Annotated in this window: 22 protein-coding genes and 1 pseudogene; 10 read left to right on the plus strand and 13 right to left on the minus strand. The window is 39.2% G+C overall.

The window, feature by feature from the left end; all coding sequences use genetic code 11:
* Positions 1 to 188 precede the first annotated feature (188 nt).
* The 4 genes from NIES592_RS11985 to NIES592_RS12000 all read right to left on the minus strand — a co-directional run bounded on the left by NIES592_RS11985 (position 189) and on the right by NIES592_RS12000 (position 4,863).
* The gene (locus NIES592_RS11985) at positions 189 to 1,118 is read right to left on the minus strand and encodes a glycosyltransferase family 2 protein (RefSeq protein WP_073555846.1); all 930 of its coding nucleotides are present in this window, start codon (positions 1,116 to 1,118) and stop codon (positions 189 to 191) included.
* Between the two features lie 85 nt (positions 1,119 to 1,203).
* A complete protein-coding gene (locus tag NIES592_RS11990) occupies positions 1,204 to 2,478 on the minus strand; it encodes a glycosyltransferase family 2 protein (protein WP_062246615.1) in 1,275 nt (424 codons plus the stop codon).
* 8 nt (positions 2,479 to 2,486) lie between these two features.
* On the minus strand, positions 2,487 to 3,563 hold the full coding sequence (locus NIES592_RS11995) for a class I SAM-dependent methyltransferase (RefSeq protein ID WP_073555847.1): 1,077 nt from the start codon (positions 3,561 to 3,563) through the stop codon (positions 2,487 to 2,489).
* Positions 3,564 to 3,576: 13 nt separating this feature from the next.
* On the minus strand, positions 3,577 to 4,863 hold the full coding sequence (locus tag NIES592_RS12000; protein WP_073555848.1) for an ABC transporter ATP-binding protein: 1,287 nt from the start codon (positions 4,861 to 4,863) through the stop codon (positions 3,577 to 3,579).
* Between the two features lie 880 nt (positions 4,864 to 5,743).
* Here NIES592_RS12000 and NIES592_RS12005 point away from each other — a divergent pair.
* The 3 genes from NIES592_RS12005 (at position 5,744) to NIES592_RS12010 (ending at position 7,822) form a co-directional block, all read left to right on the plus strand.
* Entirely contained in the window at positions 5,744 to 5,980 is a 237-nt protein-coding gene (locus tag NIES592_RS12005; protein ID WP_062246621.1) for a hypothetical protein, read from the plus strand.
* 494 nt (positions 5,981 to 6,474) lie between these two features.
* Positions 6,475 to 6,621: a hypothetical protein gene (locus tag NIES592_RS25125; protein WP_178379531.1), complete on the plus strand. Its 147-nt coding sequence runs from the start codon at positions 6,475 to 6,477 to the stop codon at positions 6,619 to 6,621.
* Between the two features lie 100 nt (positions 6,622 to 6,721).
* Entirely contained in the window at positions 6,722 to 7,822 is a 1,101-nt protein-coding gene (locus NIES592_RS12010) for an AI-2E family transporter (protein WP_073555849.1), read from the plus strand.
* Between the two features lie 93 nt (positions 7,823 to 7,915).
* On the opposite strand, the gene NIES592_RS12015 is transcribed toward NIES592_RS12010, so the two are convergent.
* From NIES592_RS12015 to NIES592_RS24530, 6 genes are all read right to left on the minus strand, one after another.
* The gene (locus NIES592_RS12015; protein ID WP_016866150.1) at positions 7,916 to 8,233 is read right to left on the minus strand and encodes a Txe/YoeB family addiction module toxin; all 318 of its coding nucleotides are present in this window, start codon (positions 8,231 to 8,233) and stop codon (positions 7,916 to 7,918) included.
* Positions 8,205 to 8,510: a type II toxin-antitoxin system Phd/YefM family antitoxin gene (locus tag NIES592_RS12020; protein WP_073555850.1), complete on the minus strand. Its 306-nt coding sequence runs from the start codon at positions 8,508 to 8,510 to the stop codon at positions 8,205 to 8,207. The genes NIES592_RS12015 and NIES592_RS12020 overlap by 29 nt, the downstream gene beginning before the upstream one ends.
* Positions 8,511 to 8,606: 96 nt before the next feature.
* The gene (locus tag NIES592_RS12025; RefSeq protein WP_073555851.1) at positions 8,607 to 8,897 is read right to left on the minus strand and encodes a hypothetical protein; all 291 of its coding nucleotides are present in this window, start codon (positions 8,895 to 8,897) and stop codon (positions 8,607 to 8,609) included.
* A 7-nt stretch (positions 8,898 to 8,904) separates the two neighbouring features.
* Complete coding sequence (locus NIES592_RS12030; protein ID WP_062246632.1) at positions 8,905 to 9,195, minus strand: hypothetical protein; 291 nt, start codon at positions 9,193 to 9,195, stop codon at positions 8,905 to 8,907.
* Between the two features lie 223 nt (positions 9,196 to 9,418).
* Positions 9,419 to 11,878: an ATP-dependent Clp protease ATP-binding subunit gene (locus NIES592_RS12035; protein ID WP_073555852.1), complete on the minus strand. Its 2,460-nt coding sequence runs from the start codon at positions 11,876 to 11,878 to the stop codon at positions 9,419 to 9,421.
* Between the two features lie 137 nt (positions 11,879 to 12,015).
* On the minus strand, positions 12,016 to 12,207 hold the full coding sequence (locus NIES592_RS24530; RefSeq protein ID WP_143168367.1) for a hypothetical protein: 192 nt from the start codon (positions 12,205 to 12,207) through the stop codon (positions 12,016 to 12,018).
* A gap of 88 nt (positions 12,208 to 12,295) precedes the next feature.
* On the opposite strand from NIES592_RS24530, the gene NIES592_RS12040 reads away from it, so the two are divergent.
* A complete protein-coding gene (locus NIES592_RS12040; protein ID WP_062246636.1) occupies positions 12,296 to 12,577 on the plus strand; it encodes a DUF3288 family protein in 282 nt (93 codons plus the stop codon).
* Between the two features lie 58 nt (positions 12,578 to 12,635).
* On the opposite strand, the gene NIES592_RS12045 is transcribed toward NIES592_RS12040, so the two are convergent.
* Together NIES592_RS12045 and NIES592_RS12050 are read right to left on the minus strand one after the other, a co-directional pair.
* Positions 12,636 to 14,093, minus strand: a complete 1,458-nt coding sequence (locus NIES592_RS12045) for a GTP-binding protein (protein ID WP_073555853.1) — start codon at positions 14,091 to 14,093, stop codon at positions 12,636 to 12,638.
* 343 nt (positions 14,094 to 14,436) lie between these two features.
* The gene (locus tag NIES592_RS12050) at positions 14,437 to 16,017 is read right to left on the minus strand and encodes a M48 family metallopeptidase (protein ID WP_073555854.1); all 1,581 of its coding nucleotides are present in this window, start codon (positions 16,015 to 16,017) and stop codon (positions 14,437 to 14,439) included.
* Positions 16,018 to 16,331: 314 nt separating this feature from the next.
* On the opposite strand from NIES592_RS12050, the gene NIES592_RS12055 reads away from it, so the two are divergent.
* The 4 genes and pseudogenes from NIES592_RS12055 (at position 16,332) to NIES592_RS12075 (ending at position 19,748) form a co-directional block, all read left to right on the plus strand.
* On the plus strand, positions 16,332 to 17,300 hold the full coding sequence (locus NIES592_RS12055; RefSeq protein WP_073555855.1) for a DNA polymerase III subunit delta': 969 nt from the start codon (positions 16,332 to 16,334) through the stop codon (positions 17,298 to 17,300).
* Positions 17,301 to 17,400: 100 nt separating this feature from the next.
* Positions 17,401 to 17,703, plus strand: coding sequence for a hypothetical protein (locus NIES592_RS12060; RefSeq protein WP_256678121.1), 303 nt, complete (start codon positions 17,401 to 17,403; stop codon positions 17,701 to 17,703).
* Positions 17,703 to 18,095, plus strand: a pseudogene (locus tag NIES592_RS12065) (type II toxin-antitoxin system VapC family toxin). The gene NIES592_RS12060 and the pseudogene NIES592_RS12065 overlap by 1 nt, the downstream one beginning before the upstream one ends.
* 513 nt (positions 18,096 to 18,608) lie before the next feature.
* A complete protein-coding gene (locus NIES592_RS12075) occupies positions 18,609 to 19,748 on the plus strand; it encodes a glycosyltransferase (protein WP_062246642.1) in 1,140 nt (379 codons plus the stop codon).
* A gap of 103 nt (positions 19,749 to 19,851) precedes the next feature.
* On the opposite strand, the gene NIES592_RS12080 is transcribed toward NIES592_RS12075, so the two are convergent.
* Entirely contained in the window at positions 19,852 to 20,844 is a 993-nt protein-coding gene (locus NIES592_RS12080) for a glycosyltransferase (RefSeq protein WP_073555856.1), read from the minus strand.
* Positions 20,845 to 21,372: 528 nt separating this feature from the next.
* Between NIES592_RS12080 and NIES592_RS12085 the strand changes: the two genes are divergently transcribed.
* On the plus strand, positions 21,373 to 23,019 hold the full coding sequence (locus NIES592_RS12085) for a cyclic peptide export ABC transporter (RefSeq protein ID WP_073555857.1): 1,647 nt from the start codon (positions 21,373 to 21,375) through the stop codon (positions 23,017 to 23,019).
* A gap of 461 nt (positions 23,020 to 23,480) precedes the next feature.
* Positions 23,481 to 24,704 (plus strand): glycosyltransferase, encoded by a 1,224-nt coding sequence (locus tag NIES592_RS12090; RefSeq protein WP_073555858.1) that lies wholly within the window; start codon positions 23,481 to 23,483, stop codon positions 24,702 to 24,704.
* Positions 24,705 to 24,720: the final 16 nt, after the last annotated feature.

Consider the following 24,720-nt stretch of genomic DNA (forward strand, 5'->3'; position numbering starts at 1 on the left):
AGTTGATAGTCAGCACTTAAGTATTTTGTAAAGAAGCGATAGACGAACAAAAAACTCAATCCATAGGAATCATCCATCTGTGTGCATCGGTGTGCATCGGTGGTCGATTAATAAAAGATATGGTAGGTTGACAATGGAGTTGGGTAGAGAAAAACGAACACAGATGAACACAGATGAACACAGATTGTTTACCAAGTTTTACCCAATTTGCCACGAAAACCATCAAAAGTTCCCACGATACAAGCCCATAGTTTCAATAATACTAAATCTGCTTCGTAACGAATAATTCTCTGCATCATCATGATTAAAAATTTTATCCTGTACGCTATAGAGCGATACAACTTAATTTTTGCTGCAAGCCTTGTTTCCAAAAACGTATGATTTCTACAAGCATAGTAATAGCGAGAGGGAGAACAAATAAAAGTGCTGAATGTATTTATATGTTTTTTAAATCTATCTTTGACTAGAGAGTAATTTCCTATACGATGTTTCATCATTGGACTTTTGACAACAATTATTTCATATCCATGATTCCGGAAGTTCATACAGTAAGCATAATCTACTGCATCTAAAAATAAATCTGCTCTTGGTAGTTCAATACATTTAGCTGCATTAATATTTATGAGAGAACCAGAAGTAATGACAGCATCACATTGATAGAAACTCTGGATGGTAGCAGCTCCAGGAAAAGGCACAAGCTTATAATCTTGAAATACACAGCCTGGAAATTCTTGCTTTGTATTAATATCAAATATTGCTGGAGCAATAATTCCTATATTTTTATCTTTAGATAAGCATTGGTAATAAGCTAACAGTTTTTCTAAAACATCAGAATTAGGTTCACTATCTTGATCAAACAACCAAAGAAAATCATAACCTTGTTGGATCGCCCAGCCAACGGCAATTTTTAATCCTCCAGCAACACCAATATTTTCAGGATGAAAATCTACAATAATATTCTCATAGCTATTATCAGTGATGATTTGATTTTGAGAATTATCAATTATTAAAATTTTTTCAATTGGATATGACTGTTTTGTGATGGCTATGATAGTTTTATTCAGTGCTGCTATTTCTTGATAAGCTGTTATGTAAGCTGCTACTTTATAGTGTGACATTGAAATTACAAAATATGCTAGCCTTAACTGAATTGTCTTTAATTACAGGTTAATTTCTAAACTTATAGAAGTATTGAAGCAACATCTAAAAAATTTCAGCATCTTTCGCTAAACCTAAAAGCTTTTTCAATTTTAACCACTGATTTCTTAATTTCCAAAACTTACTTGATTCCATAGCTGCAATTTGAGCATAAGCAGATTGCAGTTCTTGGAGGATGAAATTATTTTGAGTTTGCTGAGAACAGAGATTTAGTTCAAGATAAATTTCACTTTTAGGAAAACCAAACAACATATCTGATGCATGATATTTATTAGCTAATTTGACAAATTTATGACAAAAATATTTAGCTATATTAAGTGAATATTTGTTAGTGGTATTAATCATTGACTCAGCATGTACTCTATAACAACTGAGTACTTTGGGTATAAGTTTACATGAGTAGTTTGATTGTGCTATTTTGAGCCAGAGATCATAGTCATCCCATCCAAACCAGCCGTATTCAATTAACTCTGTAGAATATCCACCGAGTTTTAGTAATATATTTTTATCAAACATAGCCATAGCATCTATATATGGCTGTTTCACTAACTTATGTATATCCCACTCATAGCAAGAAATCCGATTCATTTCTTGTTTTGTTTGATTATCAAATTTTTGGATTTCACCATAAACCGCAGCATATCGAGAAGATTGAATATTCTCAAAAAGCACAGATAAGCAATTCGGATAAATCCAGTTATCAGCATCTAATATAAAAACATAGGGAGAACGAGCTAATTTCAATCCTACGTTTCTAGCATCTGCTAAGCCAGTATTAAACCATTTGCTAACTAAACAGATTGGTAATTGAGATTTTTGCAAATATTTTAAGACTAAATTAGCTGAGTTATCTGTCGAACAATCGTCAATAACTAATACTTCAATACCTCCTGGGATATTACTGATATCTGTCTGAGAAACACTTTCTAAGCATTCACAAATATATTCTGAGTAGTTATACAGTGTAATTATCACTGATACAGATGGATTATCGCACAGTTCATATGCAGAATTTGATTTTAAATTCCAGGGTGGATAACCCATTTTTTCACACAACTGTGCTGATTTTAAACGAGATATATATAATAATCTTTTTTCATCTATAGTTAAATTCGTGTCTTTTATTTTGATTGGTTTTGGTTCTAATAGCGTTGATATATAAAAGTTTTTTCCCGACTTAATTTTATGATGCTCTAATACCAGATTTTGTTGTAAATACTTAGTATTTAATTCTGTTTGATTTGCCAATAATTCTGAGTGTCGTGAGTTGAGTTTAGCTTGTTGTAATAGCAAATGAGATTGTTGTTCTGTCTTAATCATAGCTGAGTTTATCTTGATGAAATAAAAGCTTTTTTGAGTTGAAACCAAACTTGACGAAGTTTCCAAAATTTACTATTTTCTATACCTTTTATAATGTTTTGGCAATCTTCCCAGGCTGTATGAGCTTGCTGTAACTGAGTTTGTATAATTTGCCATTGCTGCTGAATTTCTTGTAAGTGAGATTGTGCTTGTTGCAGTTGGTTTTGTACTTCTTCTAATTGTGTTTGAGTTTTTTCTAGCTGAACTTCTTTTTCTTCTAAAGCAAGGTGCGATCGCTTCAACTCGGCATACATTTCCTTGATCTGATTTTGGCAATTATGATATTCTTCAGATAATTGAGAATATTGTTGATACAAGGCTGAATATTTACCCTGTAAACTTAAAGGAAATGCCCGCAAAACAAACTGTAATGTATCTGCATCTTCATCTTGTTCAATCGCATTAATGACATTAACATCAACCTGATTTTTATCTATATGAGGTATCCAATCTGAACCAGAAAAAATTGGTAACTTGACTTGTTCACAAGTATCAACAAAATATCCAGAACGCTCGAATAATTCTGTGACAGTTTGACGCGTAAAAAATCTTAAATGTGTATTGTCTAAAATACCAAATTCTGTATATTCAAACTTTCCTTGTAATAAAGCTAGACGGATTGCTCCATGAGCAATGTTAGGAATAGAGGCTATTACGTATCCTCCTGGCTGTAGTAGTTCCCTAGTCTCTTCTAGTACTTTCCAAGGGTTTCGCAGATGTTCTAAAACATCTCCAAATACAGCTATATCAAATTTTGTTTCTGTTAAAACATCTTTTAAGTTAACAAAATCTAAATCCGCAACAATAACTTTTTCACAATATTTCTCGGCTATTTTGGCGGCTTTTGCATTGATTTCAATACCTGTGATTCGGCAACCTTTACTACTAACCAACCGAGCAAAATAACCTGTAGCACAGCCAAAATCAATTACATGCTTATTTTCTCCTACCCAACGGAGCATTTTTTTTAAACTACTATTATCATCTAAATCTTCTACAGTAATATTTGTTAATAAAGGATAATCTTTCTCTAATTTAGTAACCATAAAAATATACTTTTTATTTTTTGATTGCTGTTAATTTTGGTCGTGATACTTGGACACTTATAGGTACATCTACCAAAGCATGTATACGTTTACCTGTGTCAGGAGGAAGCACTTGAAAAACCATTGCATTGTCGATCCAATCAAATGATATTGCTGTATAATTTTCTGCACCTGCTACAGTTAAACTATAAGAGCCTGGACGTAATGGCAGATGAAATTTAAATTCTATTTTTAACTGCTCTCCTGGTTCTAATTTACCAATAGAATGATTTTCTTCAAAAGTGTTACTACCAATTAATTCATTACCATTTTTATCACAAACAAAAAAACCAACTATACATGCTTGTAATTCCTCATAAACATGGAGTTCAAGAATTAAGGTAACTTGTTCATTAAACCCGAGAGTTGGTGTTTCTGCTAATTCTTCCCCTCGCTGATTCAGTAACCGGATGTTTTTGATTAATGCTTTACTATTACCTCTACGAGTAGGCTGATCTGTTACTAAATTTTGACGATGAATTTGTTTTTCAGGTAAATTTTCTTTTATAGTTACTGTTTCTAACTCTGTTTCTGTAACCAGCTTCATATATCTGATGATTACAGTATTAGGTACTCCTGAAAAGTAAATTTTACCTTCATGAATCATCACTGCTGAATTACACAATGTTTTTACTGCTCCAGAGTCATGAGATACAAACAATGTTGTAACTCCAGAATCCATCAAACTTCGCATCCGGCGCATACAGCGATGTTGAAATACTATATCTCCTACTGCTAGCGCTTCATCAACAATTAAAATTTCTGGATCAACATTTACTGCAACTGCAAAAGCTAAGCGGACAAACATTCCACTCGAATAAGTTTTAACTGGTTGATCAATAAAATCTCCAATATCAGCAAAACTCGCTATTGCTTCAAATCTATCTTCGATTTCTTTCTGGCTTAATCCTAGCAATCTGCCATTAAAAAATACATTTTGTCTACCAGTAAATTCTGGATTAAATCCACTTCCTAACTCTAATAATGCTGACACACGACCATTTACTGTCACATCACCAGTAGTTGGTGTTAAAGTCCCAGCGATAATTTGTAGTAAGGTACTTTTTCCAGAGCCATTTTTACCAACGATTCCTACTGTTTCGCCCTTTGGAATCTCTAAATTGATGTCTCTTAATGCCCAAAATTCATTAGCTCTACTTCTAGCAGGTAAAAAAATTTCTTTGAGCCTATCGACAGGATGAGTATAGCATTTAAAGCACTTGGAGATATTTTTTAGAGAAATTGCTATTTCTTCTCCCATATTGATTTTTGCTTGCAATTCTTAAAAATTCCACAGCATGATTTAATCATGCTTGTGGAAGCTTGTTTGAGCCTGCGTTTCCATTTCACTAGAACGTTTCGTTATATGATAAGTGGCATGAAAGTTATTGAGTTGCCATTTTGCCAAAACTGTGAATATGAGCCTGATCTTTATGGATTAAAGACACATTTGTAGGAATTGCTGTGGTTATTTTAAAACTTGATGATATCGAGCAATTGCCTTTTTCGCCCATTTACATAGGAGGTGTAATGATAATTTTGAAAGGCTGGCCATATATCTACGCGAAAAAGGGCAGTTTACAAAGTGGCATATTCATAGCACATTTTTAGTTGATAATGACTCATTTACTACTTGCACTAGTTCAAATTCTGTGCTTTGATACAAATCACGTAAGCGGAAATACGAATTAAATCTTCTGCTTGGGTGTTCCTGAATCTTCTTCCCAAATAGGAATATAAAAGTGGACGCCCACAAATTAAGCTCACAAAATATAGGTGGAATTTTTTCTTCCTTATTTTTCCATTTGTCTCATAATTCTTTGCTATGTATTAAAGACGAATAACTATGTGATACATCACACAAACATTGTATAAAAGTCTCTTTTGCTTATTCTGTAAGCCCTGCACACTCAAACTCTATTTTCAATAGCAGGTGTACTTAGTCTAAGTGCTACTTTAAGACTTAGTTGCTCCTGTGGTTTTCCCTGGCTGTATGTATAGCCTTAATCAATGGTATTCAATTGACAATTGACAAATATTGTGATATGGGGTTAAATCTTTCAATGAGGTAAGGCGTCAGTGTATCCCCGCCAAGAGAGTCACTAACGCCCTTTGTCAAACACATTATCGATAACTTAATCATGACACAAAATACACAATGCAAAGAACATAAGACCAGTACCCAGACTGTTACCTACAAAAATCGTCTAAATTCGTGGGTAATAGCTCGTTTACTCCCTGACACACAGCGTCAGATTATTGCTCGCTTCCGCAGTCGTTCTGACGCCGATGGACACATGCAGCGTTTGCGCCAGATATCACCTGAAGATAACTTTGTGGTTATGTTTGATTGTCAAGCTGATGAAAGTTTGAATTAAAGTTATGGAAAAGCGATCGCACCTCTCAAAATAGAGGTGCGATTCACTATTCTTTTTAGTTTTTGATTACCTTTAGCGATCGCCCTCACTGGGTTACTTTCTCAAAAATTACGCCAGATTTGTTCAAAATTTTTTGGTATCAAATATCCCCAACTATCACCAAATAATTCATATTTCCAGTAAATAAAATAATTGCTTGTGTTTATTAAACAGCGATCGCGCTTGTGAATGTAAGAGTGTGATCGCTCTCTAATGCTAGGTTCGTGGTTGTCTTTGATTGTTATGGAAAAGAGGCGTTGATGTTACCTCTCCCTTAACCCCTCCCCTGGGAGGAGAATTCTCCCCTTTTGCTACTAGGGAAGGGAGATTTGCTCACTGGATCAGAGAAAGAGCGATCGCTATTTTAGAGCAAGCCTTACATTGTATGTCGATAAACGAGCCAATCTGAAGTTAGAACTTGGTTAATGAGTCAGTTTCAGCAGAAGGAGAGTTGAGTGTTTATTGAGGAATTGGGAGTGCGATCGCACGATTTACCGCAGTTCGTTAAACTCATTCTTGTTCTGCGTATTCTTCTTGAATCATTTCAAAAACTCAAAAAACGCGTTTATCATTTGATTCAACCATTTTCCTTCACAGAATGAAACAGCCCTGGGAGGGAAGAGTATGATATCTGTATCAAACACAATGTTCATCATATCTCTACTCAATTCATACCAAGCGTAACTTTGTTCATTGCAAATGATGCTTTCTCTGAATAAACTACTACAGTGGTTAATTTTGACTCTACTCTTTCCATTAGTTTTTATCAATGGTTGGTTAGCGTTTAAATTGTTTCAATATTTTCAACCAATAGTCACTATTTTCGTTTTGGCTACTTTGTCAGCGTTTATTTTAGACTACCCTGTTGCACTTCTTGAAAAACGAGGAATACAACGTAAATATGCAGTGTTATTAGTTTTGATTTCAACGTTAGTAATTATAATCAGCTTGGGTATTACTTTGTTACCTATTGCTCTGCAACAATTAAATGAAATGACTAAATCAGTTCCACAATGGATTGATAATACTGAACACAAACTTCAATTTCTCAACGATTGGGCAGCAAGTCACAAATTAAATATTAATTTCAGTGAAATATTTACTCAGTCAATAAATAGTTTGCCTAATGAATTAGAAGAAGCGGGCGATAAGCTGTTTAGTATTATTATTGTAGATACTATTGATAGTGTTTCCGAAGCTTTAATCACTGTTGTATTAACAGTATATATGTTAATAGATGGTGAAAGGATTTGGAAAGGAATATTTAAAAAGATACCTTTTGGGTTATCTCAGCAGATACAGCAATCTCTTCAAAAGAATTTTCAGAACTTTCTGATTGGTCAGGTGATTTTAGCTTTGATGCTGGGCGTGACAGAAACTATCTTATTTTTAATCCTGAAACTACGATTTGGTTTAATATTTGGTTTGGGTGTGGGAATTTTGAGCTTAGTTCCTTTTGGTGACATTGTTAGCTATTTTATTATTGCTTTTATACTCGCAACTCACGACATTTGGTTAGCCGTTAAAGTTTTAGTTCTATCCCTGCTTTTAGATCAGTTAGTTGACCAAGCGATCGCACCCCGAATTTTAGGTAGTTTTACTGGTCTAAGACCCATATGGGTGATCATCTCTTTACTAATCGGGACTTATATCGGCGGATTATTAGGGTTACTGCTTGCTGTTCCTTTAGCTGGTTTTATCAAAGATGCGATCGATGGTTTTGCTGAGTTCCCTGAAAGCAGGAGTTCTATTGAGGATGAGAAGTTACCAGAAGTGTTAATAAATGAGTCAAGTTTGCAGTAATTGGTAATGGGTAGTAATTGGGATATTACTATGCCCCATATCCAACGCCCAACTGCGTTAGATAATATCGTAAGCAATTAGCCTGACTTGATATTATTCGTAGTGATACCGACAAGTAAGAAAATCAATCTGAGTGTTTCCCACTCGATAGACGAGCCGATGTTCTAAATCGATTCGCCGTGACCAAATGTCTGCATCCAAATACTTCAATGGTTCTGGTTTTCCAATACCCTCAAAAGGATCTTGCATGACAGCCGTTACCAAATCCAATATTTTGGACGCTTTCTGAAAATCTTGCTTGAACCACCAAGCTAAATCTTCTTTGAATTTAGAACTAAAACCAGGACTACGATTAACTACAACTGGGTTAATTTCCTCAGCTTCAGCTTTCTTTTTCTTCTTCTTGTTCAATCCCGAACTCCTGCTGAAGTTCTGCGATAGTTTGAGGTTGAATCTTTCCAGATTTCGACTCCTCTATTGCATCCAGTAAACGATGAGCATTAGCAGGAGAACGCAAAAGATAAACAGTCTCAACTAAACTTACCAAGTCTGACTCAGCAATCAAGGCGACATTTTCACCACCACGACGGTTGATAATATACACCTGATGATTTTCTACTACTAGGTCTAACAACTTAAAAAAGTCATTTCTGGCATCGGTTGGGGATGTGATTTTGTAGGACAACATCAGTTTATGTACATGTTTATGTACATATATTATAAAACAATCTTAATTATCTTGCAAAATATGAGCCTTCCGCTAGAGGCGATCGCATCACTTCAGTTAAGGATGAGGCGTAATTGCAAGAATAGTTGTAACTCCTTGTTCAGGCTCATAATACCAAAATACTCGCAAAGCCCTAGGTGTTTTATTCTCTGCATAAGCTTCAAAAATTTCTTCACCATTCGGGCCTGACAGTGATTCATATTTATGAGTATTTAAACTAAGATGTCTTAGGTTTGTTTCCATCAAACCCAGCGTTTTTAAAACTTTTTGGTACTTCTTAGAGTCTGTTTCTGGCAACTTAGCTAAAGCTTCTTTCGCCTCAGTCGTAAATAATAAGCGGAAATTCACCCAACACCTATTCTTCAATCTCTAAATCTGCATACTGAGCAAATGAACCCAAATCATGAAGTTCGCCAGAGGTTGCTTGTTTGATACCAATTTCTAGGGAATTACGCGCAACAGAGTTTTGCCATATCCAAAGTTCTCTTTCTGGAATGTTAACAACTGGATCTAGCAAGATTTGCCCTACATCATTCATTAAGACTCGGTAACTCTTTGTTTTGGCAACAGCACCCAGAGTTAATCTTCCTCGATCATCGGCACTGGCAGTCTCTTTAATTAAATGGAAATTTTGATTTTCAATCATAGTACAAATGTATACCTCAGCAAATTATAGTCTTTTGTGGGTAAGTGGGCAATACCCACAGACTAAAGAATAATATAAAAAACCCCCGGTATCATGACCAGGGGTTTTAAAAATCACCATTTCACCCAATGTTGCCAGAGGCTTAGCTAAGTCGCTCCCTTAGGCTACATAAGAGCGATCGCTTTTTCAACAATGTTAGCGCAACAACGTGAATGTATAAATATTAGCCCACATTCGCCAACATTAACTCTCTGGTTTCTAATTTTTTGACTCTCACTTGACCATCATCGTCAACATCGACAATGGCTGTATCGCCATCAGTAATTTGACCAGACAACAATGCTTCTGCGAGAGAATCTTCTAAGAGGCGCATAATGGCGCGACGTAACGGTCTAGCACCATAGCTGGGGTTGTAGCCTTCTTGCAGCACACGTTCTTTGAAGCGATCGCTCACCTCTAATGTGATACCTTTTTCAGTTAGGCGGTCAGCAACTTCCTTGAGCATAATCTCAGCGATTTGCTTGACTTCCTCTTTCTTGAGTTGGGTGAAGACGATAATTTCATCAAGACGGTTGAGGAATTCTGGACGGAAGTAGTTCTTCATTTCCTCGTTTACCAAGTTACGAATGCGGTTGTAACTTGCTTCGGCTTCGTCTTCGCTAAACTGGAAGCCTAAACCGCCACCACCTTTTTCGATGACTCGTGAACCGATGTTAGAAGTCAAGATAATCAGAGTATTCTTGAAGTCTACTTTCCGACCTTTGGCATCAGTGAGATGACCGTCATCCAAGATTTGCAGCAGCATGTTGAAGACATCGGGGTGTGCTTTCTCGATTTCGTCGAATAGCAACACTGTGTATGGTCTGCGCCGGACTGCTTCGGTCAATTGTCCACCTTCGTCGTAGCCTACGTAACCAGGAGGCGAACCAATCAACTTGGAAACGGTGTGACGTTCCATGAACTCTGACATATCCAAACGAATCATCGCTTCTTCGGAACCGAAGAAGTAAGATGCTAAAGACTTTGCTAATTCAGTCTTACCAACTCCGGTAGGACCAGAGAAGATAAAGCTAGCGATCGGTCGATTGGGATTTTTCAAACCGACACGCGCGCGGCGAATCGCACGAGATACAGCCGTGACTGCTTGCTCTTGACCGATGAGGCGCTGATGCAGGGTATCTTCTAAGTGCAGCAACATCTCAGACTCAGATTCGGTCAACTTATTGACTGGTACACCAGTCCACGCAGCAACGATTTGAGCAATGTCTTCTTCGCTTACTACTAGGCGATTGACAGATTTATCAGTTTGTGAATCTGCCAATTTAGCTTCCAGTTCCAGCTCGCGATCGCGCAATTCAGCAGCTTTGTCAAAGTCTTGCGCTCTGACGGCTTCGTCTTTATTTTTAGTTACAGTAGCCAATTCTCGCTTAATTTCGCGATTGGCAGCAACCATCGAACTCCGTAGACGCACACGGCTACCAGCTTCATCAATCAAGTCGATTGCTTTATCTGGCAAGAAGCGATCGCTAATATAGCGGTCAGATAAATTTGCGGCTGCAACCAATGCTTGATCAGTAATTTCCACTCGGTGGTGTTGCTCGTAAACTGAACGCAAGCCTTGGAGAATCACAATTGTATCTTCTACCGAGGGTTCACCAACCATAATCGGTTGGAAACGACGCTCTAGTGCAGCATCACGTTCGATATGCTGACGATACTCATCGAGGGTAGTTGCGCCAATACACTGGAGTTCACCCTTGGCTAATGCGGGCTTGAGGATATTGGCAGCATCCATACCACCTTCTACACCACCAGCACCAACGAGGGTGTGAATTTCATCAATTACCAGGATGATATTCCGCTCAGAGCGGATTTCATCCATGATTTTCTTAAGGCGTTCTTCAAAATCGCCACGAAAACGAGTACCAGCTACCAGTAACCCCATATCAAGACTAATGACTTGCTTGTCTTGCAAAATATCGGGGACATCTTGGTTGTGAATGCGTTGTGCTAAACCTTCAGCGATCGCAGTTTTACCAACACCTGGTTCACCGATTAATACTGGGTTGTTTTTTGTGCGACGACCAAGAATCTGGATAGCACGTTCAATTTCTTTCTCACGACCAACTACAGGGTCAAGTTTGCCTTCTTGTGCCAGTTTAGTGAGATTTCTACCAAACTCTTCTAAAGTCAAAGTTTGGGTTCGTCTGGGACTGCTACTACCACTTCCACCTACAGTCATGGGTGTGACTTCACCCAACAAACGAATAACTTTACTGCGGATGTTTTTTAGGTCAACCCCCAAATTTTGTAGGACTTTGGCTGCGACTCCTTCCCCAGCCTCAGTCAATCCTAACAGTAAGTGTTCAGTACCAATATAATTGTGTCCTAAACTACGAGCTTCTTTGAACGCTTGCTCGAATAAGGTTTTTACCTTCGGGGTAAAAGGAATTTCTGGTGGTAAGTAGCCAGAACCCCGACCAATAATTCTTTCGACTTCGCGACGTGCTTCTTTGAGAGTAACGCCCAATTCGGTCAGCACTTTGGCAGCAACCCCATTTCCTTCTCCCAGCAAACCCAGGAGAATTTGTTCAGTTCCAACGAAGTTGTGACCAAGTCTTCTGGCCTCCTCCTGAGCGAGCATAACTACTTTAATAGCTTCGGAAGTGAAATGTTCAAACATAACGGGTTTTGCTCCCTTGCTGCTTGGGCTTTGGGTGAAATTACTTTCACCCAAAGCCTGAACTTTGTGTCTACATTTTCTTAAAGACAATGTATCTTTATTTAAAGTTTAACGGCAGTGGGGAGAGCCGTAAGATTTTAGGTAGGGTAGCCGTCTTTTGGGGAGATGGGGAGTATGAGGAGTGTGTAGACTTCCCCTAAGGGTGAAGTGTGAGGAGTGTGTAGACGCGTAGCGGCTTGCCGTAAGGGTGGGGTGTGAGGAGTAAAACTACTAACTACTAACCACTGTAGGCCGCGTGCATTTGTACCAAGATATTTAGTTTTCAGCAAAGATACTCATACAAATGCTTCGCCCCTACTAACCACTAACCACTAACCACTAACTACTAACTACTAACTACTAACTACTACTTAATTTATGAATAAAGACCAACAACATCCTTTATATAATCGCGATCGCTTGATTGTAGATACTTTATTAGCCGGTGAGGCGACAGATTATAATTTGGCTGAGTTAGCTAGGCTGCGAATTCGTTATCACGGCTTTCCCGGTGCTAGAGACATTCAAAGCGACTTAGATCAAATACTACAACAGTGGGAGCTAACTGAAGCAGAGCTATTTGAGAAAACTCGTGCCATTCATGCTGTTGGTGGCATTTACAAAAGTCGCTCTAAGAAAGAAGAACAAGATTGGAATTAACTTGGATTTAATTCTATATCTTCGTAAATTTCTGATACCAGCATTGTTAAAAATCAACCTAAAATCGCTTGATTTTAGCCCGCAATTCTTCTTTTATCCGATTGAGGATCGATTCTTCGTCTAAGGTTGCTAAAATTTTATTAATCACCACTTTCGGTCCATCTGGTCCCCAAGTAGCCCCATTAGCTAAATAAGCTTTGGTAACTTGTCCAATTCCGTAGGAAGAAACACCAGCTACACCTGCTTGTGTTAGTGCTACCGATACATAAGGTGCGAGGGATGCGCCGCCTGTGACGGGTGCAGCAATACCAAGTAAAGTTTTGAGTGCACTTAAACCAAGATTAGCCAATAATTCACTTGCACCGATACCACCCATACTTAAGGCAATTCTCTGGAGTAATTTTACGGCTCCTGGCTCGGTCATAGGAATACCGTAGAGTTTAGATAAACCCAAGATTAAGGCAACATCAACTACCGCACCACTGAGAATATCTACTACTGTTACGGGATTAAGTGCGATCGCTGCTGCTTTTGTGATCACAGCTTTCCAAATCAATTGATTGGCAGCATTCTCTCGAATCATGAGTTTACGCTTGACCAATTGTTCATTCACATTATCTGCATAAAGCATGGAATTGAGGGCTACTAAGGCTTTGCCTTCTCGCTGTAAAATTTCCAAAATTTTCAGCTTTAATTCTTCCACTTGGGCGTTACCTTGGCGCATTTGCACACCCCTGCTACCATCAGGACGACGAATCACTGTCCGTACCAACGGGGATGCTGCGGCCATAACAATTTCATCTGGTGAGAGTAATTCCCGTACCCGTTCATCACGAATTTTGTGGTAAATTGCCATCCGGTCTGCTTCCGGATACTGGTCTACTTTGTTGAACACCAGCAACATCGGTTTACCTGCTTCCCGCAATTGAGAAAGGGCTTCGTGTTCAACTTTGGTCATATCACCAGAAATCACAAACAAAATTAAATCTGCTTGTTTGGCTATCTGTTCTGCTAAAACAGCGCGGGTATCACCGTCCACTTCGTCCAGCCCTGGTGTATCAATTAATTCCACTCGCGATTGACCAGTTCCAGAGAGGGTGACTCGTAAGGCCCGTTCTGTGTCCCCAACAGTTTCTTCGGTAATACTCCAGTTTACCCGTTGGGCATTACGAGTCACACCGTGTAATGGTCCAGTTTCAAATACAGCTTGTCCTACCAAAGCATTTAATAAAGAAGATTTACCCCGCCCTACCATGCCGAAGGCAGCTATATGTACTACCATGCTGTCTAGTTTATTAAGCATGGTTTCCAAATCATTAATTTCTGCTTCTAATCCTGCTTGTTCCTCAGGAGAAAGGTCTAGATTAGCTACTAAATTCCGCAGTGCTGTTTGTGCTTGTTTGTAGTTTAGTTCTGCCTGAATATCTTCAAAGCTAAAAATAGCGTTATCTAGTTCTTTTTCCCAATTAGATGCATTTGTTTGATGAGGATCTGGTAAGGGCAATATGGAAGTCATGTTTGATTAACGAACCACAAAGGACACAAAGACTTTTATTTTTGCAGTTGTAAGAGAACAAATAACAGTCTTTTTTAACTTTAGCTATTTATTTTCAATCATGACTTGTGTGTAACAGAAAGTGAGTTCGATAGGATAGACAAAACCGACATTCCCAGTGATTCAGTTATTGATCACTGATTACCTATTTGCAAAAAGAGGCTTACATCTGCTTGGTAGTGAGTACTTAAGTACTCACTACCAACTATGTATAGTACTCGATCAAATTGATTTTGATAGGTTGTTCTTGGTGTCTTGGTGTTTTTAGTGGTAAAAAAGACCGGGACTGAAACCACTAAACTTACTATTCTCGATTCCCGATTTTCCGTTCCCTTTTGCGTTCTTTTTCTTCTTTGAGTATCTGCTTGGCTTTGGCTTGCATTTCCAGATGTTGGGCTACACCTTCGTAGGCATAACGATTGTAGTTGTTGGTTGTAATTAATTCTTGTAGATATTCCACTCGCTCTTTGCTCCCTGGATGAGATGATAACCAACTAGGAGGAGAATATTTTTGTTGTTCTTTGAGGGTGTTCATCAAGTTATACATACCATCAGCAGCGTAACCACTGCTCACAATCAGACGTGTACCCAAGGTATCTGCTTGACGTTCCATCTCACGGCTATAAGTCAGTGAAAATAGTTGTCCGATAGTACCGCCAAAAGGGAGATACTGAGTGAGGTTACCAATCAGATTCCCTTGGGTAACTAATTGGAAGCCGTGAGAAAGCAAGACATGGGATAATTCATGACCGAGTAACCCAGCTAATTCTGCCTCGGAATTGGTTTTGGCGATCGCACCAGCATGAACAAAAATTTTACCACCGGGTAAGGCAAAAGCATTGAGAGATTCTTCCGGAATGACAAAGAACTCGTATTTAAACTCATCGCGTCCGCCGACTTTTGCCAGTTTTTGCCCGATAGAATTAACGTATGCTACAAGCTGCGGATCTTTAACTAAAGGTAGTTGTTTTTTTGCTTGTTTTGCTACCGAATCACCCACAGCTTTTTCGCCCTGGAGTAATAATATCGTAGAATCTAAGGCAGAAAATGGCCCGACCAGGCTACCCGTCAGAGCATATCCTAAAGCACCAGTGATAATATTAGCGATCGTATTACCTCTGACTTCGGCTCGAATATGAGATTTATAACGTTTGAGATTTTCTTCTGCTAGTTTATGAAACTCCGCCACTTGGGGATGATTAGAATTGAGAATTGCAAATTGCCGTGCTGCAATAGACGCCTCCATCCATTTTTTATTACTGGCTAGGGTTGTAACTTTTGCTTTAATTAAATCTGCTTGGTTTGGATAAAGCGTTGCAGCCCGTTCTAAAACCTCTAATGCTTTTTTCTGATCGCCGTATTCTTGCAGTAGCTCAGCGTATTTAATTTGACCAGGAATAAACTCTGGATACTGCTGAACTAAAAGTTCCAGGGGAACAAAAATTCTAGTTTGCAACTTACTGACAATACCAGCTTGCACCTCTCGCCAGTATACCTTGCCTGCTGGAGATAATTGATTCACATCAGCGATCGCTGGTTTAATTTGTGGTGTGTGAGATGTTTGCGCAAATGGTTTTTTCACCTCGCGATATATTTTCTCGGCTGCTGCGTACTCTCCCGCCAAATATAGCTTGTCTGCTTCGATCAATTTTTGCCGACGGGCAATTTCTTCGGGAGTGGGTGCTGGTTCTGCTACTGCTGAGTCCGGCTTTTTGTCATCACTTGCTTCTTGTGTTGGCGTCGGTTTAGGAGTTTCAACTACAACAGTAGGCTCTTGGGCAGGAGTGGGTCGTAGCGGTTGTATCAGGATAATTAAAATAGATGTCCCAATAGCTAGCATTACCCAACTAACGGCCAGGAATAATGACTTCCAACGTCGTTTCATGATCAGGTCTACCTATGCAAACAGGCTCTTCTTCTTAAATGTATGAGGAATTACAACAACCGCCCAGAGCGATCGCACCACTTTGTTATATCACCATGTAATCTTTATATATCGAGAGGGGGGTGGGGAGTGTGGGGAGTGTAAGGGGTGTGAGGAGTGTGTAGACGCGCTCATAGGCTTCCCACAGGGTGGGGTGTGAGGGGTGTGGGGAGTAGTAGATCATTAACTAAACACAACCACTAACTACTAACTACTAACCAATGTACAGACGTGCCATGGCACGTCTGGTACAACCAACAACCAACTACTAAAAAATGACATTTTCCTCACTCATCGGACAACCACAAGTAGTAGAATTACTGACGCAAGCTGTAAAAACTAATCGAGTAGCACCAGCTTATTTATTCATTGGGGCAGATGGTGTAGGGCGCGGTTTAGCAGCACAGTGCTTTATAGAGTTATTGTTTACCGATGCTCATGACAATACAGATGTTGTTCGTACTAAACTGCAAAAATATAACCACCCCGATGTCCTATGGGTGCAGCCAACCTACCAGTATCAAGGACAGCGCCTCACCGCCGCAGAAGCAGCCGCCAAAGGACTCAAGCGCAAAGCACCACCAGTAATTCGCTTAGAACAAATTCGTGAGATTACCGAATTTCTCTCCCGTCCACCTTTGGAAGCACCAAGGCATGTGGTGGTGGTGGAACAGGCAGAAACAATGGCAGAAGCAGCTGCAAACGCCCTACTTAAAACTTTAGAAGAACCAGGACAGGCAACACTAATACTAATAGCTCCCTCACCAGAGTCAATTTTACCCACCTTGGTGTCACGCTGCCAACGCATTCCCTTTTATCGCTTAGATACAGCTACAATGGCTGAGATATTAACACGTACGGGTCATCAGGAAATTCTCCAACATCCTGCGGTGTTGAGCATTGCTGGTGGTAGTCCTGGGGAAGCGATCGCTGCTTATCAACAACTACAAACCATTCCTCCAGAACTACTCCAAGCCGTCACCAAACTACCACAAAACTATCGCCAAGCCTTAGAGTTAGCCAGAGATATTGATAAAGCTCTCGATACAGAAGCACAACTATGGCTAGTCGATTATCTCCAGCAGTCTTATTGGCTCCAGTGGCATCAACCCGAAATGATCAAACTATTAGAACAAGCACGTAAATCCTTACTCTGTTATGCTCAGCCGCGCCTCGTTTGGGAATGCACATTTATTCAGTTGTGTCAAGTAGCTTCACCTGGTACTAGAGCATCGATTCAGTAGACCTCTTGCTCTTTACCCTTTAAAGGTATCCTGTAAAATTATCAGGTAACTGAGCTTCAGTTTGAAGCACCAGTGTTAATTTTATCTGTCATTGCAAAAAATGAGTACACATCAAATGAAAATTAAAGGTATCAAACGCGGTCAAACTATTGAACTGTTAGAACAAATTAATGATATTCCTGATGGTACAGCAATTCTCGTTGAATTTGTAATTTCTTCAAAGCAAATAACCGAAGATTCACAAACTTTAAGTGATGAAGAAAAACTCTCCAAACTCAACCAATTATTTGGTGTTTGGCAAGACCAACCTGAACTAGTAGAAATATTTGCAGAAATTGACAAACAACGCCACGCTTATCGAGGTAGAGTTATCGATCCTATTGAAAATCAAGACGATAAATAATGTACTTATTAGATACTAATATTTGCATTGCACTACTTAATAATAACCCCAAGGCAGTTGCAAAATTTAATTTTTTATTTGCTCAATGCTATATTTCGACAATAGTTGTTTCAGAACTTTATAAAGGTGTTTACTGTTCGCAGCAAGTTGAAAATAATTTAGAAATATTAGCACAGTTAACTCAACTGCTAACAGTTGAACCATTTGACTTAGATGCGGCTGTAGAATTTGGTAAGATTCAAAGCGAACTCAGACAAATTGGTAAACCAACAGGGTAAATTGATGCGTTGATTGGTGCTGTTGCGCGATCGCGTAACGACATTCTGGTTACTAATAACATCAAAGATTTTGAAAAGATTCTCAATTTGCAGTTAGAAAACTGGCTAGAGTGACTTGCACTGTAAAAGCTGCACAAGTTGACTTTCATCATCAATTTCGTAACGAACTCTATAATCACCAACCCGAACTACGATCGCCATCGGGAAGAAATAAAAAAAGTGATTGTTTGTTTTGACCATTATCTAAAGGCATAATTTTCACAGGCGTTGCAGAGAAAGCGGGATGCTTCTGAATTATTAGAAACGAAAAAATCTAACTTCTACCTACGGAAGCCGCTACCCGTCTACGCGCACTTCGCGTCTTCGCGGTTCAACAATCCATCCCAATTTTATGCAATGCCTTTTCACAACTTAGATAAAAGTTTACCAGACATATTACTTTTACCAGTTACTTTAAGGGAGTTTAACAGTTTGTACAAGGCGAGCAATGATATGTGCGATCGCTCGCCCTTGTAGAATTTGCCATTGTTGAGGATGTTCTTGGGTTTTAGGGAGTTAATCTGAAATTAGAGGCTAGATCAACAAAAGCTTACTTTTTTTGGGCTATGTATTTACAAGCAACTCCAAATGATTATTATCCTAGAAATTATATTCCTAACGCTGATGCTTGGCTCAGTGGTATTTTACATTGCATGTGCTATTTTTACCCATCAGTTTTTTGCGTCTACCCAACAGCAAATTCCCAGTAGCCAAGATGTACCAGTCTCAATCATGGTATCGGTAAGTGGATTAGATGAGGGAGCATGGGAAAATTGGTCGTCGCTGTGTAAGCAAAACTATCCGAATTATGAAGTGCTGTTTGGAGTGACAGATCCCAAAGACTCTGCTGTTCCCTTGCTCAAAAGGCTGGTTGCAACTTTTCCGGAGCAAGTAAGACTGTTTATTGGTTTGGAACCACGGGGAGTCAACTATAAAGATAGCAACCTGAGCTATTTATTGGAACAGTCTCAACATGAAGTGATCATCTTTGCTGATGGTGATATCCGAGTAGATCCTGACTACATCCGCACACTTGTAAGTCCTTTGCTTAATGGGACAGCAGATGTTGTAACCAGCGCTTATATCGGGTACAACCCCCAATATCTGGGTGCTGCTGTTGCTTCTTTAGGTCGCTGTGTTGACTTTATTCCTAGTTTGTTAATAGCTCGTAGACTTGACGATGGTCTACGCCTAACTATAGGAGTAACTATCGCTACTCGCAAAACTACGTTAGCTGATTTTGGTGGTTTGCACTTCAACCGCATTGGTTCAGACTACAATCTTGGCAAAAGAGCAGCCCAAGCAGGTTATAAGGTAGAACTATCACCCCATATTTTGGAGTGGGATACTGGTCGAGAAAACTTAAAGCAGGTATTTACCCGAGAATTACGCTGGGCGCGGACTATCCGTTACAATCGCGGCGCACAGTACTATACCATGGTGTTCTGCTACGGTACTGTCTACTGTATTCCGCTGTTGTTACTGTCGGGGTTTGCTGGTTGGGCAGTAGTTCTGTGCTTAACCACGATTACTATTCGTTATATGCAAGTACTAGTAAGTATTTTGAGCATGAACTGTCCCAAACTCTTACATTGGCTTTGGATAATCCCGTTACGAGACTCACTCAGCTTTATTGTTTGGGTTATGGGTGCGTTTGGACAGCGTATTTATTGGCGCGGAAGATATCTGCGGGTAGAGGGTGATGGTGTCATCTCTCCGTGGAAGTAATGAAAATCGACCACCGATAAACACAGATGTACACAGATGGATACAGATGAATTATCCATGTGTGAATAATTTTTGATTATTCATAACTATTAATTATTGGCCATTATGCTGCTTCAAATTCACCCAAAATTTGATTGTAAACTTTAAGCAAGTAATGAGGTTGAAATAAGGTAATTACATAACCTATAAAAACTAAAACTACTGAAGTAATAACAATGGGAATTGCTAAAGGCAAGTAAATTATGTGAATTGGTTGATTAGTAAACATCTTACTTAGCCTTTTAGATAAAATTTGTAACTTACTTTGTAACCCGGCTGTAGGGTCACGATACTTCTGTTGAAATTTTGCTAGCAAACGGTTTTGCCAGTAATAATCGTGACCAATTAATAAGAAACGCCAGAAAAAGTGAGATAGCCCTGATGGTGGGGCGTGGGTTGCTCTGGCTTGTGGTTGTCTCCAAATTGTATAGCCCAAGGAACGTAATGTGTGAGCATGAATTACACAGTTACCTCGGTAGAGAACAAGTTCGGTGGGAATGGGGTACTGTAGGAGAAATTCGCGGCGGAAAGCAACGTTATTGAGAAAGTATTGGGAAGTGGGTTGGAGAGTTTTCTGCTGGGAATATTGAGGAAATATATAAGTTAAAGCCATAGCTGTGCCGTAGATTCCCCTAGCTTGTGTTGTTGTTTCTCCCGCAACAATTTGGATCTCATCGCTTTGAGTGAAAGGGATGAGGAGATTTCTTAACCAGTTAGTTTCATAGATGCAGTCAGAGTCACAATAGACTACTATCTCCCCTGTGACTAGATTAGCTCCCAGCATTTTTGCTTGGTAATATCCAGTTCCTGATGGTGCTTGATAAACTTTAATCCAGGGATATTTTTGACGTAGCTGTTCTAGCTTCTGGGGAGGAACATCACCGCTATCTATTAATAACACTTCATTAGCTTGAGTAGGTGAGAGGTCTTGATTTACTAATGAATTTAGAGACTCAGATAGTTTGTTGATCTCAGCATTAGCCAAGTTTTCTGTTTCTAGGACAATCGAAAAACTTGGTAATCTTTCTTTAGGTTGAAATGCTTTTGTCTGTCCCATAGTTTAATTTTTTATTTAATTGTGTTTATTTACCTACATGCTTGTACCTAGATGAATTGATTAGGATGATTGGGCATTCCCAATCAAAATTTTGCACAGACGACGGAATTAGTACCTGTTTTTTATTATAAAAAAACGGCGTTGTAGCCATGATGAAAAGTGCCAAAAGAGCAACTGTATTTGGGAAAGATGCAGAGAATGCACCGGTGGTTGAGGGGTAGATAGCGGGTTGTTTTAATGGAAGCAGTTCCCCAATTTACCACAGGAATTTGATCTATCAAAGGCTTCAGATTTACACTCATCCTGTTTCTGCCCACAAAACTGTTAACAGTTATCAGTTTCATGACCGGCGAAACAGCTTATCTGACCCCCGCCATAGGGCTGATAATTGTTCACTGATTTAACTATGCTATTAGCAGAAGTAGTGGTGAATACAACTACCTGGTTTGATATCTTCATAATTTTTTACTGTATAAAGATAAAATTTCCCCAAGGAGCGCCAACTATATTGGTTTGTAAACAAATATCATGGATTTGATTTCTTTTCTGCTGCGTTCTTCTTGGAAAATGATCGCGATCGCGATCGCGACTGGATTTCTCAGTGGTGGTAGCAGTGCTGCTTTAATAGCCCTCATCAGCAATGTTACTACTAGTAACCCCGGTTCTTCCTTAAAAATTATAATTTGGGGTTTTGTAGGATTGGTATTAGTTGCGCTCATCACCAGCATTATTTCCCAAGTAATGTTGATTCGCTTGTCTCAGAATGCAGTCTTGCAACTACGGATGCGTTTGAGTCGCCAGATTCTCTCTTGCGAGTTGAGTCATTTAGAACAACTAGGAAATTCTCGCCTCTTAGCAACCCTTACCGAAGATATTCAAGCAGTCGCTGATGGGGTTTATCAAATGCCTTTTTTATTTATTAACCTAGCGATCGTCTTGGGCTGTGTTGTTTACATCACTTGGTTATCTTGGTTAGTCTTGCTGATGGTTGCAGGATTATCTGTAGTAGCAATTGCTAGCTGTCAGTGGTTTTTGAACAGAGGTAAAAAATTACTCACCCTAGCTCGTGAAGATCAAGATGTACTATTTGACCATTTCCGTACTATTACTGAAGGTGTCAAAGAACTTAAACTCCACTACAACCGACGTCAAGTCTTTTTAAACAAAAAACTGCAATCAGCTGCTACTAAATACCGTCGTCACAACGTTGACGGTTTCACCTTTTTTGCCATAACCACCAGTTGGGGTCAACTCATCTTCTTTTTCGCGATGGGTTTTGTCATTTTTGCACTGCCTAATTTGCTAGCCATCAATGCGCAAACTCTTTCTGGATATATCTTAACCTTCACTTACTTAATGATGCCAATGAATAATATCATCAGTAAACTTCCGCTTTTAAGTAAAGCCAGCATTGCCTTACAAAAAATAGAATCACTGGGTTTATCTCTAACTAATCGAGCTGAAGTATCAACAGTTCCACCTGCCGCTAAGACTGTTTGGCATCATTTACAACTCAAGGATGTAATTCACAGTTATCATACAGCAGAAGAAGAAAAAAGTTTCATTTTGGGACCTATCAACCTGACACTTTATCCCCAAGAGATTGTATTTATAATCGGGGGAAATGGTAGCGGCAAATCAACTTTAGCTAAATTAATTACTGGACTTTATATTCCAGAAGTGGGAGAAATTAGACTAGATCAAGACTTAATTACTGAACAAAATCGAGAATGGTATCGTCAACATTTTTCTGTAGTATTTTCTGACTTTTATTTATTTGATGAACTTTTAGGATTAGAAAATCCTAGTCTAGATTATAAAGTTCAAGAGTACCTCAAACTTTTACAGTTAGAGCATAAAGTAAAAGTTAAAAACGGTAGACTTTCTACCACCGCCCTTTCCCAAGGACAACGTAAAAGACTAGCATTGCTCACCGTATACCTAGAAGATAGACCCATTTATTTATTTGATGAATGGGCAGCAGATCAAGACCCAGCATTCAAGGAAATATTCTACAAAGAACTACTGCCAAAACTCAGGGATACAGGTAAAACAATATTGGTAATCACCCACGATGATCGCTATTTTCATATAGCAGATAGAATTATAAAACTTGAATATGGTAAAGTCGAGTTCGACAAGAATAACTTACCTTCACAACTGAGAGATGTCTAATTTGAACCACAGGCATACCAATAAACTATGCCAAATCATCAGTGTACATCGGTGTTCGTTTTTATATATCACCTATCTCCAGCGAACAGCACTAAACTTTATGATATAACGACCACAGATAAACACAGATACACACCGATAAATCATCAAATTCATCCGTGTTCATCAGTGTGCATCGGTGTTCGTTTTTATATATCACCTATCTCCAGCGAACAGCACTAAACTTTATGATATAACGACCACAGATAAACACAGATACACACCGATAAATCATCAAATTCATCCGTGTTCATCAGTGTGCATCGGTGTTCGTTTTTATATATCACCTATCTCCAGCGAACAGCACTAAACTTTATGATATAACGACCACAGATAAACACAGATACACACTGATAAATCATCAAATTCATCCGTGTTCATCAGTGTGCATCGGTGTTCGTTTTTTAAAATAAACTTAATTTATGGAAAAAATTGAACTAGCTATAGTAATTGTATCTTTATTAATTTGGATAGGATTACTAACTCTGTGGGGGCAATTTTGGCAGACAGACCAACAACTAGAAGTCATAGAAACTCACTTAGAAGAATTACCATCAGTTTGTGCAGTCATTCCAGCACGTAACGAAGCAGATTTGTTGCCAAAAACATTGCGATCGCTCCTTTGCCAAAACTACCCAGGTTCATTTACGATATTTTTGGTGGATGATCACAGCACAGATGGAACTGCTAAAGTTGCTCAACAAACTGCCCAAGCTTTAAATAAAAACCAACAATTGCATGTTATTACTGCCCAAGCATTACCTCCTGGTTGGAGTGGCAAACTCTGGGCAATGGAACAAGGTATCAACAAAGCTACAACAATACTCGAACCAGATTACTTGCTGCTTACCGATGCAGATATTGAACATGATCCAATCAACCTACGTCAACTTGTTGCCAAGGCAGAACAGGAAAATTTAGACCTTGTTTCCCTCATGGTACGACTTAGATGTGAAAACTTTTGGGAAAAACTTTTAATTCCAGCTTTTGTCTTTTTCTTTCAAAAACTCTATCCCTTTCGCTGGGTAAATGATCCCCAAAAATCAACAGCAGCAGCAGCAGGAGGTTGTATCCTAATTCGCACAGCAGCACTCAAGCGCATAGGTGGTTTGCAAGTAATTCGGCAAGCATTAATTGACGATTGCGCCCTTGCTCATGCTATCAAATCAGTTAAATCCTCTTCTCCCCCATCTCCCCATCTCCCTATCTCCCCACCTCCGCACTCCCCCAAAATCTGGCTAGGACTCAGTTCTTCAACTCACAGCGTACGTTCCTATCCCTCCCTATCTCCAATTTGGGACATGGTTGCAAGGACTGCTTTTACTCAACTGCACTATTCGCCGTTGCTGTTAGTTGGAACCCTAGTCGGGATGATTTTAGTTTATATAGTTCCACCTCTGGGTTTGATTGTCGGTGCTTCGACAGAAAATTGCTTAGTTGCACTCACAGGCTTATCAGCATGGTTGCTAATGAGTTTGGCTTACTTACCGATGGTTCGCTTTTATCAATGTCCTTTGTGGTTAGCCTTCTGTTTACCAATAATCGCCTTTCTGTATACATTGATGACTCTCGACTCCGCGTTACGTTATTGGCAAGGACAAGGCGGTGCTTGGAAAGGAAGGGTTTATAGATTAGAAGGCAGATAGATGGTAGAGAGCAGAA

The organism is Fischerella major NIES-592, from assembly GCF_001904645.1.
In the GTDB taxonomy this organism is placed as follows: Bacteria; Cyanobacteriota; Cyanobacteriia; order Cyanobacteriales; family Nostocaceae; genus Fischerella; species Fischerella thermalis.